The organism is Methylobacter tundripaludum, assembly GCF_002934365.1.
GTDB lineage: Bacteria > Pseudomonadota > Gammaproteobacteria > Methylococcales > Methylomonadaceae > Methylobacter_A > Methylobacter_A tundripaludum_A.
Window position 1 is genome coordinate 282,951 of record NZ_PTIY01000004.1, and the last position, 15,823, is coordinate 298,773.

The window sequence follows — 15,823 nt, forward strand, 5'->3', positions numbered from 1 at the left end:
ATTGTCCGGCGCGTAGCCGAGTCTGTTTCCGCACTTACAGAAAACAGACGGCTTATGAATGATTTTGTGAATTATATGTAGACCTTGCGGGGTGTTTTAAGCATCAAGCGAAATAAATCGGAGCGGCGGGAAAGTCTTGGTTGGCGTGGATTTCACTGACCAACAAATAATATAACTGATGTTACGCACGGCTGGTATTTCTCCCGTTTGCCCGCGCCGAGTACCGGAGCTTTCGCGGGGCAAGTCGGCAGGATAGCCGATTTGCATGTGCCGAGTGATTCAAGCGGCAACCGGGCCGCCTGTTGACTCGCGCCTTCCAGGCGTTCGCACTTTGTGCGCCTTTGGCGTTCCAATCCGCTGGGAGCGGATTGGTCTTTGCTTATTTTCTTTTCGACGGCATGGACAGATATTTGCTTCTCGGCAACAAATAAAGACCGCGTAACATCTTAATGCGGCTTTTTAGCCTGCCGCGGCGGGATTGTCCGTTGGTGGAACCGTGATGGCGCCCAAGCGGATGCCCAGCGGCCCTTTATCGGACATTTCTATAAAGGCGAACAAAAACTCGGGTGTTTGTCCTTGGTTATTGCTGAAGGCTTCGTCGGGCGATAATGCAGGAGCGGCAAGAACGGTGGGGCCGGCTATCCAGTGACCCTCGCCGAGACCGTTCGCAGGCCAGTCGAGTTTCGTCGTTGCGCCATTGGTGTCGAACAGGACGAGCTGCGGTATGCTATCGGTTGCCGCCAGCAGGAAATAGAGACCGTCCCGGATATCCACGTCGAATTCCGAAATGACCGGATCGTCGATGATTGACACGGCATGGCCGGCGGTCTTCAGCGACTTGTCGAATGAGCTTAGTTTGACTGACCCCAGCACCGCGCCAGTCGGGGATAGAACCGCCGATTCCTTACCGCCCTGTTGGTAGACGAGCCACAATGCGCTATCGTTCGATGCGTCCTGAAACACAACACCCGAAAGAGCTGAAACCAGTTTGATGCCTTTTGCCGGTTGTTTAACCGATGCAGGCGGGAACAGCATCAACGTCTCGCCGTTCGCAATGGCGGACGCGTAGGCTTGGGCTGCTGAAGCCGGAACAGTGCCGCGTAGAAAGCGCGGATTGCTGTAATCCGTATCTTCCAGAATATTTGGAATGTCCAGCGTCCCGTCTTCGGCGGAACCAATCAGAAGGGCGTTATCGGCGCCGCCGAAAGCCAGGATAGCGGCGGCTGTGCTGTTGTCGGCCGCCACGGTTACGGCCCAGTCCGGCGCTGTAGGCAGCCACTGCGGTATGATGATAGTGGGCCAGGACGAGGCGGCGTCGAGGGCGAATCCTTCAATCTTCCGGTTTGTCGTGGGAGTCAGTGTTGTTTCGTAGGGCATGCCGTTCGCCTCGCTGATCTTTGACGTCCCTTCGCCGGTTTTCGACATATAAAGCGCTATTCCTGTCGCGCCGCCAACCAGCCGCAACATTCCGGTGACTTCTAGGCTCACCAGGTCTGAAATTATAACTTTTTGATCCACCATGGAATTTCTCCGATACCTGAAGTTGTATTAATTAATAGCAGTATTGTCGGAAGCGTAACGCAGCTTGACCAGATTGTCAGGAGCTAGGTTAGGGTTTTGTTTAACGAACCCGGCGTTAGTTTGCGGCACTGGATTAGGCGCACGGAAGTGATACCACTTGGTCGGAGGTTGACGCATGCCGCTTCGTTCCAGCCCCGCTATCGATATGTTTACCCATGTCTGCCAGCTCCCAACTGGGACGGAACCGTAGGAAGGGTCAAAGAATAAATCAAGCCCAATCCCAATCTGCTCAAGCCGGACAATGAAGTGATTTATGAAGGCCGGCGGCGGGTTAGGGCTGTTCTGTCCGGCTCCGGCGGTCCATGTCGCCCAACCGGCGGGGGGATTCGGCGCCGTGCCGTCATTGCGTTTGTTATGGGTATAGGCGGTGCCGCTGGGCGGCGGCGGTTGGTTGAAGTCCCAGTTGCGCACCAGGAACCGGACGGCTTCCGGCGATACGGCTGGGTTTGACTCCACCTCAACCAGCCGCGCCCCGTCGATGCCGTGGATACCGAACATCGACATCAGCATTTGCGCAAAGGACAGGCAGGAACCGCTGCCGCTGGCGATAACCAAGTGCGGATCGACTACGCCGCCGGTTCGGGCAGTCAAATGCTGGGCTAATCCGGGACGCGGATTCCAGTATTTGAATGTAACGTTGTCGTGTTTGCGCCTGAGCTTGTTGTTCGGGTTACTGGGCTGGAAGGCGGTGAAAATTCCGATTGCCGCTCCGGCGTCGTCGTTGGTTTCTTTTCCGGCGGCGCAGGAAATATCAAGCATGCTCCAAAGGGTATACGCGCTTCCGGCGGCAGCGGGATCGTTAAGCGTGTTCCGCTCGGTCGCAATGGGATCCGCCAGCGTCACATAGACGCTGTGTTCGCTGACGTCGAACAAGACCCAGTTTCCCATGCCGATGCGGAATTCCCAAAAGACCAACAGTTGGTCTTCGTGTAAAACGACATCGGGCAGATTGGCGCTGTTGGTGGCCGGAAAAGCGACAGGGCCGCCTCCGGCCGCCGGAATGTTGGCGTTTTGTTGCCAACTTAGCTGGCTGGCATCACCGTCCGGTCGGCGAAAAAAAGCGGTGGCCCGGATCGGCGTATTGTCCGCATCCGCATTCGGGGCTTGGGTGATGCCGATTTGCGCGGCAATACCGACGGGGGTATTGCGGGTATAGGTTTGGGGCGGCTGATACAGGACGGCCTGCGGATATTGCTGGGCGGTGCCGGGGTTGGCGCGATACCAAGTCCGTGGAAAATGTTCGGCATATCTTAGATTCGCCAGCGTGGAGCCCGTCTCATAATCGATCGTAACGGCGCGGCCGCCGCTGAAGGTGATGTTGTTCAGCGCCAGTTGCGCGCCGTTGGCGGGCCATTGTTGGGGCGCGCGAATCGCGAGTTGGGCCTGGAGTTGTTGTGCTCCGATGGTTGCGGTCAGGTTTACCGTGTTCGCGGCGTTCAGCCGCACGGTGCGCAGACGCGCTTGGCTGCCGGCCTCGACCTGGTTGAGATTGCCGTCGTCGGCCCAGACGATATAAGCCCAGGCTGCCGCAGTGTCCGGCGTGGTTGCCGCGCGGGCAACGGCTTTCGGGTTGGCGTCGGAGATATTGAAGGTGTTCGGATTGCTTAATTGGTAGCTATACCATTGTTGCCCGACTCCGGTGGCAAAGCCGTATACCGGGATGGTCAAGGCATTCAGGGTTGGGACTACCTTGATTCGGGCGATCAGGGCCGTCCCGTTGACGGTGGCTGTCACCGAACGCCCGGCTTGTCCGAACGGAGTCAGGGTATTGCGGGTTAGAGTCTTGATATTGGCCTGGCCGCCGTCAACGCCGTCGCCGGTCCAAACGATATAAGCCCATGCGGCTTGTTCCTGAGGGCTGGTCGTAGCGGTCACGGTGATGTTGCCATCGGCGTAATTGACCGCATAATCCGAGGTGTTTCCTGCCGTCGCGGTCGCCGCAACCGCCCCGTCCACGGTAGACACGGCAAGGGATACAAGGGTCGGCACTACTTTGATGATGGCGGTGCGGGCTGTATCGCCCAACGTGGCGGTGATTGTTTTGCCTGCTTGACCGGAAGTGGTCAGGGCGTTACGCGGCAGGGTCTTGATATTGGCCTGGCCGCCGTCAACGCCGTCGCCGGTCCAGGCGATATAAGCCCATGCGGCTTGTTCCTGAGGGCTGGTCGTAGCGGTCACGGTGATGTTGCCATCGGCGTAATTGACTGCATAATCCGAGGTGTTTCCTATCGTCGCGGTCGCCGCAACCGCCCCGTCCAGGGTAGACACGGCAAGGGATACAAGTGTCGGCGCTACTTTGATGATGGCGGTGCGGGCCGTATCGCCCAACGTGGCGGTGATTGTTTGGCCGTCCTGGCCGAAAGTGGTCAGGGCGTTACGCGGCAGGGTCTTGATATTGGCTTGGCCGCCGTCGACGCCGTTGCCGGTCCAGGCGATATGAGCCCACGCCTCAACAGTTGCCGGTTGGGTCACGGCGGTGACGGTGATGTTGCCGTTGCCGTAGGCGATAGTATAGCGCGAGGTATTGCCTTCGGTTGCTGTCGGGTTTGCAAGACCGTCGCCGGTGGTCACCGTCAAAGCTGTGAGTTGCGGCACCACTTCGATTTGAACCTCAAGTTGCGGATTGAGTTTGGCGGATACGGCAACCGGCTTGCCCGGTTGGGTCACCGCGTTGCGCGGCACCAGCCGGCGGTCATTTTGATGCTGTGGGTCTATGTTGCCGCCATCCCAGCTAAGATAGCGGTAGGCGTCCGGGATGTCCGGCATCATTGTTGCCCGTACCGTGACAGGTTCGCCGTCGGCAGAGTATTGAGCGATCCAGCGTTCTCCGTTATATATCGCGTTGCTGACATCCAGGCCGCCCAGCAGCGGCCGCACGGTCACGGAGATTTGCAGGCGCGTGTCGCCGAGCCATGCGGTAATAACCGCCGGACTGTCTTTCCGGGTTATCCGGTCGAGGGGGATTAGGCGGCAATCCTTGGTGGAGCCGGATTCGCCTCCCTCCCAGTTCAGGGACTCGATGACAGAAGGGGCGTTCGGCTCAACGACAGCGCGGATTACGACGTTGCCGACCGGCGCATAATCGGCGATATAGCGGTTATCGTCTATTTTTTGGGCGCCGCTGACTTCAAGACGCAGCAACCGGCCTTTTTCCGGCGGAGGGGGCGTTAGGGCTTCCGATAAATAGGCCACCAGCAACTGCACCTCATCTTGGAATGAAGCCAGATTTATATTGAGCTTCGTCGCCAGTGTAGGCGTAATGGTGCGGTTGGTGTTTAACTGTCCCATCTTGGTGATCGCCACATTGGCGGCGATCTGGTTTTCGATCATAGGCAGGATGGTGTTCTTCGCCGTATTTTGCAATTCGGCCATTGTGGATGTCGACAGAGATGGGGCAACGCTCGCGATCAACAACTCCTGTTTGAAGTTGTTCAAGTGCTTGATGTCGTCGGCGAATGCCGGATTTTGGTTGTAATCCGGTCGCTCCTGAATATCGCTGACGACGACAGGCAGGCTCTCAAGGACTTGTTTTATTGATTGGTCCAGTTTGGGATTGTTTGACATGTTGACTTATTTCCTTATCGGGTGATGGGCTCGATGGGTTATTCGGTCTTCAGGAACGCGGCTATTGCTGGGGGATCCGATTCCTTTTTCGATGCGTTCCCGTCCTTAAGGAAATAGACGGTTTGCAGCTATTTTTGTGAATTACCCGTTACTGATTGGGTGAGGAACTGGGTGCATGGATTGCGTGGCTTACGGTCAGAGGATTTGGACGAGTTGGCAGGCTTCGCCCGCGCCATTCTCATCGCTAAAAAAAGCCGGGATTTATAATGCCTGCCGACTTTTAGTTCTTGTTGTCCAAGCTGAGCAGCCAGTCATCGAATTGCTTGGACAGTATGTCGTCTGTTTCCGAGCCGGAGGCCGGTGTCAAGCAGACTATAAGCGTCTGGATAGCGTCTTGCAGCAGGGCCATGTTTGCATTGTGGTCTATCGCATCCTTGGGCTCGATGGTTCGATGAGTGTTCAACTGTCCCATCTTGGCGATGACCACATTGGCGGAAATCAGGCTTTCGACCAGCGGCTGGATGGTGTTTTTTGCAGTACTTTGCAATTCGGTCAATAGAGCCGGGGACGGGGATGGGGCGTCTTTTACAATCAGCAGTTGTTGCTTGAATGCGTTCAAGCGGCTGACGTCCGCGGCAAATTCCGTGTTTTTGGCGTAATCTTTTCGCTGCTCAATGTCGCTGACGACAACCGGCAGGCGCTCTAACACTTGGTTTATCGATTGGGTTAATTTGGGGTCGATTGGCATGTTCTTGAGCTCCTTTCAGGGGGTGATAGGATTTATGAGGTTTTCAATCAAAAGAAACGCCTGAGGGTTTATGCCGCATTACAGCCGCCCTAAGCGAATGATTTGTGCGTCCGTTTGTTAATGAAAATGTAGCGGCGGAGAAACAATCGGTCCCGCTTAGCTGTCGACCAAGTGATCGTGACCGCAGTTCATGCTGTTATTAAGTTATGGCTACGGCGACGATGAAAAAACGGCCTGAGCCGTCCAGTGCGACATTCTGTAATGTCGTCACGGCGTTTTGGGTCGGGTCCCAGACGTAAGCAACGCGGCCTTCGTCCTGATTCCAGAACCAGGCGAGTCCCGGATTTTCTCCGCCGACGGCGTCTTTGCTAAATACGCCGGACGTTGCCAGTAGCGCTATGCAGTTCAACTGCTTGTTTGCTTTTTGCAATGCCTGGATTTTGATTACGTCTTTTTTAAAACGCGTCCAGGCATCGCGATGAGGATACTGAACACTGGGATTGATGCATTTGAGTTCTATATAAGTTTCATCGGCGATTGATATAGACTCTTTTCGATACAGGAAGAAGTCGCATCTTGCGGCATAGCGCGCATTGGAAGTAGTTCCTACCGGGGCAAGGCCATCATCGGCGTCATAGGTGAGATACGGGTTGAATAAGTTGCCTGACGGATAAGGCAGTTCCCTTTCGCAGATCCAGTTTTGGTTGAGGCTAACGAAGGTGCGGGCGATTTCAACTTGAAGCCAGACTTCCCAGCCGCCCCGGATGTCGGGCGTGTCGGCCAGAAAAGCGGCTGTCTGAGGGTTATAGTAGGCTTGCAAGTACTGGAGGAATGGCTTGGCGCGCATGATGTCGTTCTCATCCAAAAAAGAGTAAGGAGTAGAATGGCCGATGGGTCTTATCACTTAACCCGATCGTCTTTAATATTGGTGCTTTGCCGCCGCCCCGTATAACACAGTGCCGGAATCGCCCAATGCCTTAAATACTAAGACGGCGATGCGCGCATTTTGTGAAAATATTACTCACCGGACTTCGTTATTCAAAACGCTTGAGCCAGTTTGGTTGGATTCACAATTTTTTCGGCTGATCGTCTACTTAGGCAGACTACCTTCGATCTTACGGCCGGAATGTATTTTGTTTCAACGCCTGCAGGTTTACCGATGCCGGGAAATGGAGTGCGGGGTTATTCAGGACGGAGCCACTCCGGTTGTTGATACGGGTTGTCTGCTCACTATTAAAATCAATTAGGAGACATCATATGAACACAGTACTTTCTTTGGGATACCGTTTTGTGAAAACGGCGGTTATGGCGGCAAGTCTGCTTGCGGTGGCAAATCCGGCGTTTGCCCTTGAGATCAATAACAATGCGAATGCAACGTTGAACGTTTCTATCAAAGAATGCGCGAATCCGCCTATTTCCACCAAAGTAGCGCCGGACCAGACCTATGGTTGCGTTACCGGGGAACAGTGTTCTGGAACTTGCAGCTACAGTATTGAATCTTCCGGCAGCAATAGTTGTAACGGTAAGATTGACGCCGGCTCGGGCTTGCAGGTTAATCCTGGGCTGAATTGCAAACCGTATTAGCGCATTTCATCGTGCGGGCATGACTGTATGCCCGCCATTTGGATGTTTGTAGTCCAGGTTTGCTCAGTATGTAGCGGGCAATAAAAAGCCCGCATAAAGCGGGCGTGTTGAGTGCTGTTATTATTATTATTCAGTTGTCGTTTGTACAACTTGACCCAAGCAGTGTCACTTATTTTATTATTATTATTCAGCTAGTCTAAAAGACTAAATTCCCCCTCTTAGTCGGTAATTAAACCGGGCTCACTCCGTTAAGCCGGGGCAAATTCTATTCAAATGGAACCTCGTTGTCTATTTAAAAATGGGGTTTTTTCGGAAAAATATAACGCTATCTTAAATGTGTAATAAATACAGTTTGTTATTGAGTGTTAGCGATTTCTAATAAACGAAACGGCAGGCAAGCAGTGCTTTTTTGTTCAGCTAACGTTCAGGTTCTTATCGGTTGAGGCGGGCTTCTTCTTCCTGATTGAGAAAGAAGCTGAGCCGTTCATTAAGGATCGCGGATAGCTGGAAATTAAGGCCTTTCGATTTTTGAGCCAGTTTTATTTGCAGGATTGCATCCTTGGTTTGCCCCGTTGCATAGTAGTATTCCGCAAGATAACGATGGGACTCGGCGGGGTGGTTTAAGTCGCTATAAACTTGTGCCAACAGTTGCGAATAAATCGGTTGCTGTTGGGTTTTGGGTTTTAACGACAGTAAGGTCTTCCGCGCCAATTCAGGCTTACCCGCTTTTAGCAGAGAGGTGACGTATTCGAGCTTGATGGCTTCGTTATTAGGAAATTGCTCGGTCAATTTTTTATATCGGGCAAGCGCTACAGTGTAATTCTTGGATTCCAGCGCTGTACGGGCAAGCGCGGTTATGTATTGAGGCTGGTTGGGATATTCTTTGATGAGTTGTTCAAAAATGGCTTCCGCTTCATTGTATTTTTGCATGTTAAGCTCGGACAGACCTAGTCCGTACCGGGCGACGGTGCGTTGTTCAGTCGTGCCCTGGATTGACCGGGACTGGAAGTATTTAAGCGTATCGGCATTGTCCTTGCCGGTCAGCACGCGGATTTTTGCTTTGGCTAACTGGTAACCCAGTGAGTCCGGGTATTGTTTATAGGGATAGGTTTCAGCGCGGCCGCGTGTGTCGGAAATACGTGACGCGGTAACCGGGTGAGTTCTTAAAAACTCGGGGATATTCTGCCCGTAATAGCGGCTGGATTGCTGTAAGCGTTCGAAAAAAGTGGGCATGCTGCGCGGGTCATATTGCGACGCCGCCAGGGTTTGCATGCCGACACGATCGGCTTCGGCCTCGTTCTCGCGGGTAAAATCAATCTGAAACTGCACGCTGCCGGCCTGAATGGCTACGATAGCGGCCTGACCAAGAGCGGGCGATTGAGTGCCCAATAAAATAGCGGCCAAGGTTGCTGCGGCGGTAGGGATCGACAGGCGGCTGGAGGCTTCATAAGCGCGGTATAAATGGCGCTGGGTAACGTGGGCGATTTCGTGCGCCATAACCGAGGCTAATTCGCTTTCGGCTTCGGTGATTAAAATTAATCCCGAGTTTACGCCAATATAGCCGCCGGGCCCCGCAAAAGCGTTAATGTCATCTTCCAGCACCACAAAAAAATGGAACGGATTGCTCGGCGCATCGCTGTTGGCGACCAATTTTTCACCGATCGTCTGGATGTAGTGTTGAATTTCGGCATCCTGGTTGATGGAGATTTGCGAGTGCAGGCTGCGGAAAAATGCTTCGCCGAACTCTTTTTCTTCGGCGGGTGTAATCAGGGCGCCGGAGGAATCGCCCATGTCGGGCAATTCGATTTTGGTGATTTCAACGGCCTGCTGTGGAGCAGGGAACAGAGCAAGGCTCAAGGCCAGCGTAATAGCGGATGGTTTGAATTTCATACGATGAGGCGGAATAAAATTTAACTTGATTGTTGGCGGCTCAATCATCATATCCCGTCGGTTTATGAGCTTGAGTTTTATCCCGCGGATGCGGCGCGGGACAAGTCTATTGTTCCAGATATTCTTCTGTTTCGCAAAGCGGTAAGGATATGTACCGGTTGCGGCCTTTCAGCTTGGCTTGATAGAGCGCTACGTCGGCTTTGTTTAACAGGCTGTCGCCGTTTCCCGGGATACCGGTATAGAGGCCGATGCTAATGGTTATCTGGTTGAACGGGCGGGATTTTAGATGCGGTATTTCCAGGTTGAGAACGGCGTTTCTGAGCTTTTCAGCAAATTGCTCGGCGACTTGTTGGGGTAAATGCGGCATTACCAGAACGAATTCTTCTCCGCCATACCGCGCCACTATGTCGGTAGCGCGGGAGAGTTGGGATTTTAATGCATTGGCGACGAGCTTTATTACATTATCGCCGGCCATATGTCCGTAGTAATCGTTGTACGACTTAAAAAAATCAATGTCGACCATGAAGACGGATAAAGAGTGTTTTCGCCTTTTTGCATCGGCTACGGCCATTTCGTAATGCGCGTCGAAGAATCTGCGATTGCAGATGTCGGTCAAGCTGTCGGTTGTTGCTTCTTTTTTCAGAATTTCCGAATGAGAGCGCAATATTTTTTCGCGCTTGATTGATGGGCTGGAGTCGGTTATCTGAATAAGACAGCAGGATTCACTCAACTGTGACTGAATGGGGGTGATGGTGATCGATTGATACATCCTGGTTTGCTGTTGAGTCCCGTGTGCGTTATACAGCGGTAGCGGCGCGCGATGCAGCGCCGTGGATAAAACCACCGGCAGTCTATATGTCAGCGTGTTTTTGAGCGCGGCCAGGAATGCGGGCGACACAGGTTCTGTAAACACTTTTTCAAGTTGCTGATTAAGTGCCTCAGCTTCTTTAATATTACTATGTTTGGCGATCCAGTTATTCCACAGCAATATCTTGCCGCAGTCATCAACAACGCACACGCCGAGGTTAAGCGCATGAAATATATCTTCCATGTCAAAACGATTGCTCCCCGGCTGCGCGGGGGCAGGAGGCGGGACTCTCAAAATAGGCATTTTAGGCGACTCAGGGGCAGTTGCCGGGATTTTATTCATGTAATATTGCCCAGGAATTGATCAAGATGAGAGACAAGATTATCCAGCGATGCCGAGCTTAACAGAAAGACGAGGTTGCCGGCCGTATGCCGTTTTTCAATGGTGAGATCGATGTGCAGCACCATAATATAGGGCTGAGTGGAATTCTCTTTGAGCCGGTGTAATATTTCATCGGCTGATGCGACGGCATAATCGGGCAAGGAGCTTTCCAGCGTAAAACTGAATATGTCGGCCATTGCCGACAGGCAGGCGTTTAAAATGATGTTACCCAATTCACACATGGCTTCATGTTCAAATTCCGCAAGTTCGTCAATGCTCATTTGAGACCCCATCATGTCACCCACGATCTTCAACGCTTGATCTTCGGTAAATAAAAGCACGGCCTCGGCATTAAACGGGCCGCGGAAGTGTTGGTTTACCGCGCCAAACCGGCCATTGTTTAGCGACAATGTCGCCGAGTTTATGTCTTCCGAGTTAATGATTTGAACAGAGGGAACGGAAATGCGCACTTCATCGCCGACGATCTCGCTTAGGCTTAATGCAGCACGGCCGGCGCCGATGCTGAAGACCTCCGCCAGAGCGTCAAGATGAAGTTCGCTAAGGCTGCTCATTTGGAATCTGAAAAACAGTTTAGCGCCAGGGTAATTGATTTTTCTGTGACCGGTTTTGCAACTAATATGGTTCCAAGCAGGCGTGCGCGTTCTTGATGCGTTTCTTGGATATTCGCCGAGAAAATAACGATTTTTATTGAAGGATATTTGGACAGCATCCGCTCCGCCGCATCGGTCCCAGAAATGCCCGGCATGTTAATATCCATGGTGCAGTAGTCGGGAAGGTCATTATCAATGAGTGCAATAGCTTCTTCGCCGCAGGCTGCTTCAGAGATTATCCATTCCGGGCGACGAGCAAGAATATGTGAACGGATTAACATTCTCGATACTTTGCTGTCATCGACGATCAAAAGCTTTTTTATTGGACTATCCACGGGAATGATTGATTTTTGCTGGATTTAAACTTGCCGCATTCTACATAAAAAGGCTGGGATGCTCAATTTAAAACCTTGTTATATGCGGCTAAATTTCAGTTGAACCCACGAGGTTGCGCGGCTTGGTTGGAATGTTAGTCCCGGCTCGATATTTTTTAGGCGCGGATTCGGATTGCGTCAGAAATTGACGTTGCCTTGTAGCCAGATTTTTTGAGTATCGGTAGAGAAGGTATCGGCATCGTAATTAGCGTATTTGGCCAGTAACGAATAATGCTTGCCGAATTTTTTGACCGCCTGGAAATCCCATTCCTTGCCATAATGAGCGCGGCCGGTATCGTCGGTAAAATCGTGATAAATGCCCGATAATACGAGGCTGTCGTTTTCCATGAACTTTGCGCTGACGGTGCCGAACACGTCACGGATACCGTCATTAGGCGTAATCAGGAATAAATCGGCCCAGCCCTGGAATGCATGGTTGGTGCCCAGCGGGGTATTAAAAGTCTTGTTTTGACCGAAGCCGTTAAGTTGTTCCATGGCGCCCTGGAAGCTGAAATTATAAGCGGTAAATCCCCCCATTAGATTGAAACGGTCCGCCTGATAGGGCGTCGGCGAATGCTGGTAATCCTGTTGAAAGCTCCATTCAGCGGTGTAAAGCAGGCTGTAATGTTCATGGAATTTTTTTGGTTTATCACTGTTAATGAAGCGTAGGCCGTATGTCTGGCTCGATTTTTGATAATTTTCCCGCTCGGTATAATCAAGCCAATAGCCGTAACCGATCAGGCTGCCATAGTCGCCGAGGCTATAGTTGGCATTGACGACGGGGGCGTTAATGTTCTCAGTCGTTGCGGTGAAGGTTTGCACGTTGCCTATATAGCCAACATTGACGGTCAGGTCTTCGATCGATTTATTGGTGATTAAAACCGAATCGAATGTTGTTTCCAGCTGCCGCCAGCCGACGTTGCCGATGAAGCGGTCGTCATCAAATTTGATGCGTTGCCGCCCGCCTTTAATAAAAGTATCGGGAACGCCCGCATAACCGATCCACATCTGGTTAAGTTCATTGTAGCCGGGGTCCGCGACGGTTGAATACTCAGGTTTGTCGCCGCGCCCATTGTTGTAATCCGATTGCAATGCGTGGGTGCCTTCGTATTCCACATAACCTTGCAGACCGTGGAATACCGGCGTGAGTAAGCCTAAGCGCGTGCGTATGGTATTGGCGTTGGCGGTTTTTTGCGCGCCCCTGTCCTGGTCAATATTTTCATAACGGTAATTAGCGTCAACTTTAACCGCCCCTCCGTCTCCGAACTTGAGTGCATCTTCAATGGATTGAGTCGTATCGGCGGATACTTGGCTATTGGCGGCAGCGAGTGACAGCAGCGTTACGGATAAGGCTGTCCATGGCGTTTTTTTGTGTTGCTGCGGCATGAAGCCCCCTTTGCATGGATGAAAACATAAAAATAATTATAACACTATTTATTATATTTCAAATAGATACGAGTGAATTGGGGAAACTGGGATAAGTTGTATTTTAGATATTGAATATCACCTGTTTTGTGTTAGTGTATCAGGCAATAACAATAAGAAAAAAGGGTGAATACCGTGCCGGACATTAATTCTTCTCAGCAAAAACATGCTCTAACCGCGAGCACCGTGGCATTCACCGTTTGCTTTGCGGTGTGGACTATCTTTTCAATCATCGGCTTGCAAATCCAGAAAGACCTGCATTTAAGCGAGACCGAATTCGGCTTGCTGGTCGGCACGCCGATACTTTCAGGTTCGTTAATTAGGCTGATTCTAGGCATCTGGAGCGACCAGTACGGCGGGCGTATCGTTTATGCGCTGGTCATGGTGACGGCGGCTATCGCCACCTTGCTGCTGACCCTCGTTGAAACGTATACCCTGTTTCTGGTCACGGCGCTCGGTATAGGGGTTGCCGGCGGATCGTTCGCCGTCGGTATTGCTTATGTTTCGCGTTGGTACCCTAAAGAGAAGCAAGGCACGGCGTTAGGTATTTTCGGGCTCGGCAACGTCGGAGCGGCGGTGACGAAATTCGTCGCGCCTTTTGTGATGGTCGCATTCGGATGGCATGCCGTGGCGCAAATCTGGGCGGCAGCGTTGTTGTTAATGGCGGTAATCTTCTGGTTTGTTACCGATGACGAACCGATGCTCAAACAGCGCCGCGAGTCCAACATCAAACCCGATTCATTCCTGAAGCAGCTGGAACCGCTGAAGGATATGCGGGTCTGGCGGTTTTCGCTGTATTACTTCTGCGTATTCGGGGCTTTTGTCGCATTGGCGTTGTGGCTGCCGCGCTATCTGGTCGGCGCTTACGGTTTCGATATAAAGTCGGCGGGCATGCTGGCTGCGGCCTATTCGATTTTCGCCAGCCTGTTCCGCGCTCTGGGCGGCTGGTTGTCAGACCGTTACGGCGCGCGGTTATTGATGTACTGGACGTTTATTGTCGCGACGATCTGTACCTTTTTCCTGTCCTATCCGCCTACGGATTACATCGTACACGGCATTAAGGGCGATATTACCTTCAGTCTGGCGATTCAACCGATGGGCTTTATCTTTCTGGTCGCCGTGCTCGGCCTGTTCATGTCGTTCGGCAAAGCGGCGGTGTACAAGCATATCCCGGTTTATTATCCCGACAACGTCGGCGCTGTAGGCGGCGCAGTAGGCATGATAGGGGGTTTGGGTGGGTTCTTGCTGCCGCTGACTTTCGGTATGTTGAACGATTTGACCGGCATCTGGAGCAGCTGCTTCATGCTGCTGTTCGTGTTGATGACGATTGCGCTGACCTGGATGCATTTTTCGATTGTGCGGATGGAACGCCGCGTCGTGCCTGAATTGGCCAAAATCTCGAAAGATCTGCATGAGTTGAGTCATCCTTCGCCGTTGGTGCTTGCCGATTGGAATCCTGAAGATAAAGGCTTCTGGGAAAAGACCGGCAAGCGTATCGCCACCCGTAACCTGTGGATCAGTATCCCCGCGTTGTTGCTGGCTTTTGCGGTGTGGATGGTGTGGAGCGTCGTGGTGATCAACCTGCCCAGCATCGGCTTTAAATACACCACTGATGAACTGTTCTGGCTGGCGGCGCTGCCGGGTTTGTCGGGCGCGACCTTACGGATTTTCTATTCGTTCATGGTGCCGATTTTCGGTGGCCGTCGCTGGACGACGATCAGCACCGCCTCGTTGCTGTTGCCGTCGTTATGGATCGGTTTTGCGGTGCAAAATCCCGAAACACCTTATGTATTGATGGTGGTGTTGGCCTTGCTGTGCGGTTTCGGCGGCGGCAATTTTGCGTCCAGCATGGCGAATATCAGCTTCTTTTATCCTCAATCCCAAAAAGGCACAGCCCTGGGCTTGAATGCCGGTTTGGGCAATTTGGGCGTCAGCACCGTGCAGTTTGTGGTGCCGTTGGTTATCGCGGCGGGCGTGTTCGGCTCATTGGGCGGCGATCCGCAAGAGTGGGTTAAGGCGCGGGTGAGCAAATCCATCTGGCTGCAAAACGCCGGTTTTATCTGGGTGCCGTTTATTATTGCCACCAGCATCGCGGCGTGGTTCGGCATGAATGATATTGCCTCGGCCAAGGCATCGTTCAAGGAACAAGCGATCATTTTCAAGCGCAAACATAACTGGCTGATGTGCTGGCTTTACACCGGAACCTTCGGTTCGTTTATCGGCTATGCAGCCGGTTTCCCGATGTTGACTAAAATCCTGTTTCCCGAGGTCAACCCGACCGAATACGCCTTTTTGGGGCCGCTGGTCGGCGCGTTGATCAGGCCGGTCGGCGGCTGGCTGGCCGACAAGCTGGGCGGGGCCAGGGTGACGCTGTGGAATTTCGTGATCATGGTTGGCGCGGTGTTCGGCGTGTTGCATTTCATGCCTTCGGTGGGCAATGCGGGCGATTTCTGGGGCTTTCTTGCGATGTTCATGTTGTTGTTTATCACGACCGGCATCGGCAACGGCTCCACCTTCCGCATGATTCCGGTTATCTTCATGACTGAGCGTTTGTGCGCGGTCAAAGGCCAGGGCAGCGATGCGATTGCCAACGCCAAGAAAGATGCGGCAAAGGAAGCGGCGGCGGTGCTGGGTTTTAGCTCGGCGATAGCAGCATACGGCGCATTCTTTATCCCGAAGAGCTACGGTACGGCGATCAGCATGACCGGCGCTCCCGATGCCGCGTTGTATTGTTTCATTGTTTTTTATCTGGTGTGTATCGGTATCACTTGGTGGTTTTACGCGCGTAAAACGGCGGCTATGCCTTGTTGACCGTTGCAAAATAAAAGCTATCACCACGAAGACACGAAGGGCACGA

The 15,823-nt window shown here is 52.6% G+C and carries 11 protein-coding genes; 2 read left to right on the forward strand and 9 right to left on the reverse strand.

Annotated features, from left to right (window positions below):
* Positions 1 to 459: 459 nt before the first annotated feature.
* The 4 genes from B0F88_RS07115 to B0F88_RS07130 all read right to left on the reverse strand — a co-directional run bounded on the left by B0F88_RS07115 (position 460) and on the right by B0F88_RS07130 (position 6,740).
* A complete protein-coding gene (locus B0F88_RS07115) occupies positions 460 to 1,488 on the reverse strand; it encodes a hypothetical protein (protein ID WP_146083324.1) in 1,029 nt (342 codons plus the stop codon).
* Positions 1,489 to 1,548: 60 nt separating this feature from the next.
* Positions 1,549 to 5,145: a hypothetical protein gene (locus tag B0F88_RS07120; protein WP_104423242.1), complete on the reverse strand. Its 3,597-nt coding sequence runs from the start codon at positions 5,143 to 5,145 to the stop codon at positions 1,549 to 1,551.
* Between the two features lie 280 nt (positions 5,146 to 5,425).
* Positions 5,426 to 5,893 (reverse strand): hypothetical protein, encoded by a 468-nt coding sequence (locus B0F88_RS07125; protein WP_104423243.1) that lies wholly within the window; start codon positions 5,891 to 5,893, stop codon positions 5,426 to 5,428.
* A 199-nt stretch (positions 5,894 to 6,092) separates the two neighbouring features.
* Positions 6,093 to 6,740, reverse strand: coding sequence for a hypothetical protein (locus B0F88_RS07130; protein ID WP_104423244.1), 648 nt, complete (start codon positions 6,738 to 6,740; stop codon positions 6,093 to 6,095).
* Positions 6,741 to 7,150: 410 nt separating this feature from the next.
* Between B0F88_RS07130 and B0F88_RS07135 the strand changes: the two genes are divergently transcribed.
* Positions 7,151 to 7,477, forward strand: a complete 327-nt coding sequence (locus tag B0F88_RS07135; RefSeq protein ID WP_104423245.1) for a hypothetical protein — start codon at positions 7,151 to 7,153, stop codon at positions 7,475 to 7,477.
* A 432-nt stretch (positions 7,478 to 7,909) separates the two neighbouring features.
* Here B0F88_RS07135 and B0F88_RS07140 read toward each other — a convergent pair whose 3' ends face one another.
* From B0F88_RS07140 to B0F88_RS07160, 5 genes are all read right to left on the reverse strand, one after another.
* Complete coding sequence (locus B0F88_RS07140) at positions 7,910 to 9,367, reverse strand: beta-barrel assembly-enhancing protease (protein ID WP_104423278.1); 1,458 nt, start codon at positions 9,365 to 9,367, stop codon at positions 7,910 to 7,912.
* Between the two features lie 106 nt (positions 9,368 to 9,473).
* On the reverse strand, positions 9,474 to 10,418 hold the full coding sequence (locus B0F88_RS07145; protein WP_258076584.1) for a sensor domain-containing diguanylate cyclase: 945 nt from the start codon (positions 10,416 to 10,418) through the stop codon (positions 9,474 to 9,476).
* Between the two features lie 95 nt (positions 10,419 to 10,513).
* Positions 10,514 to 11,128 carry a chemotaxis protein CheC gene (locus B0F88_RS07150; RefSeq protein WP_104423246.1) on the reverse strand — a complete coding sequence of 205 codons (615 nt, stop codon included), beginning with the start codon at positions 11,126 to 11,128 and terminating at the stop codon, positions 10,514 to 10,516.
* A complete protein-coding gene (locus B0F88_RS07155) occupies positions 11,125 to 11,502 on the reverse strand; it encodes a response regulator transcription factor (protein ID WP_258076585.1) in 378 nt (125 codons plus the stop codon). Before B0F88_RS07155 ends, B0F88_RS07150 begins: the two co-directional genes overlap by 4 nt.
* A 177-nt stretch (positions 11,503 to 11,679) precedes the next feature.
* Positions 11,680 to 12,927: an alginate export family protein gene (locus B0F88_RS07160; RefSeq protein WP_104423248.1), complete on the reverse strand. Its 1,248-nt coding sequence runs from the start codon at positions 12,925 to 12,927 to the stop codon at positions 11,680 to 11,682.
* A 225-nt stretch (positions 12,928 to 13,152) separates the two neighbouring features.
* Between B0F88_RS07160 and B0F88_RS07165 the strand changes: the two genes are divergently transcribed.
* On the forward strand, positions 13,153 to 15,777 hold the full coding sequence (locus tag B0F88_RS07165; RefSeq protein ID WP_258076586.1) for a nitrate/nitrite transporter: 2,625 nt from the start codon (positions 13,153 to 13,155) through the stop codon (positions 15,775 to 15,777).
* Positions 15,778 to 15,823: the final 46 nt, after the last annotated feature.

Excerpts from the sequence above, each read along its gene's own strand:
- B0F88_RS07120 (WP_104423242.1), bottom strand. The coding sequence starts at position 5,145 with ATGTCAAACAATCCCAAACTGGACCAATCAATAAAACAAGTCCTTGAG.
- B0F88_RS07125 (WP_104423243.1), bottom strand. The coding sequence starts at position 5,893 with ATGCCAATCGACCCCAAATTAACCCAATCGATAAACCAAGTGTTAGAG.
- B0F88_RS07130 (WP_104423244.1), bottom strand. The coding sequence starts at position 6,740 with ATGCGCGCCAAGCCATTCCTCCAGTACTTGCAAGCCTACTATAACCCT.
- B0F88_RS07135 (WP_104423245.1), top strand. The coding sequence starts at position 7,151 with ATGAACACAGTACTTTCTTTGGGATACCGTTTTGTGAAAACGGCGGTT.
- B0F88_RS07140 (WP_104423278.1), bottom strand. The coding sequence starts at position 9,367 with ATGAAATTCAAACCATCCGCTATTACGCTGGCCTTGAGCCTTGCTCTG.
- B0F88_RS07145 (WP_258076584.1), bottom strand. The coding sequence starts at position 10,418 with ATGGAAGATATATTTCATGCGCTTAACCTCGGCGTGTGCGTTGTTGAT.
- B0F88_RS07150 (WP_104423246.1), bottom strand. The coding sequence starts at position 11,128 with ATGAGCAGCCTTAGCGAACTTCATCTTGACGCTCTGGCGGAGGTCTTC.
- B0F88_RS07160 (WP_104423248.1), bottom strand. The coding sequence starts at position 12,927 with ATGCCGCAGCAACACAAAAAAACGCCATGGACAGCCTTATCCGTAACG.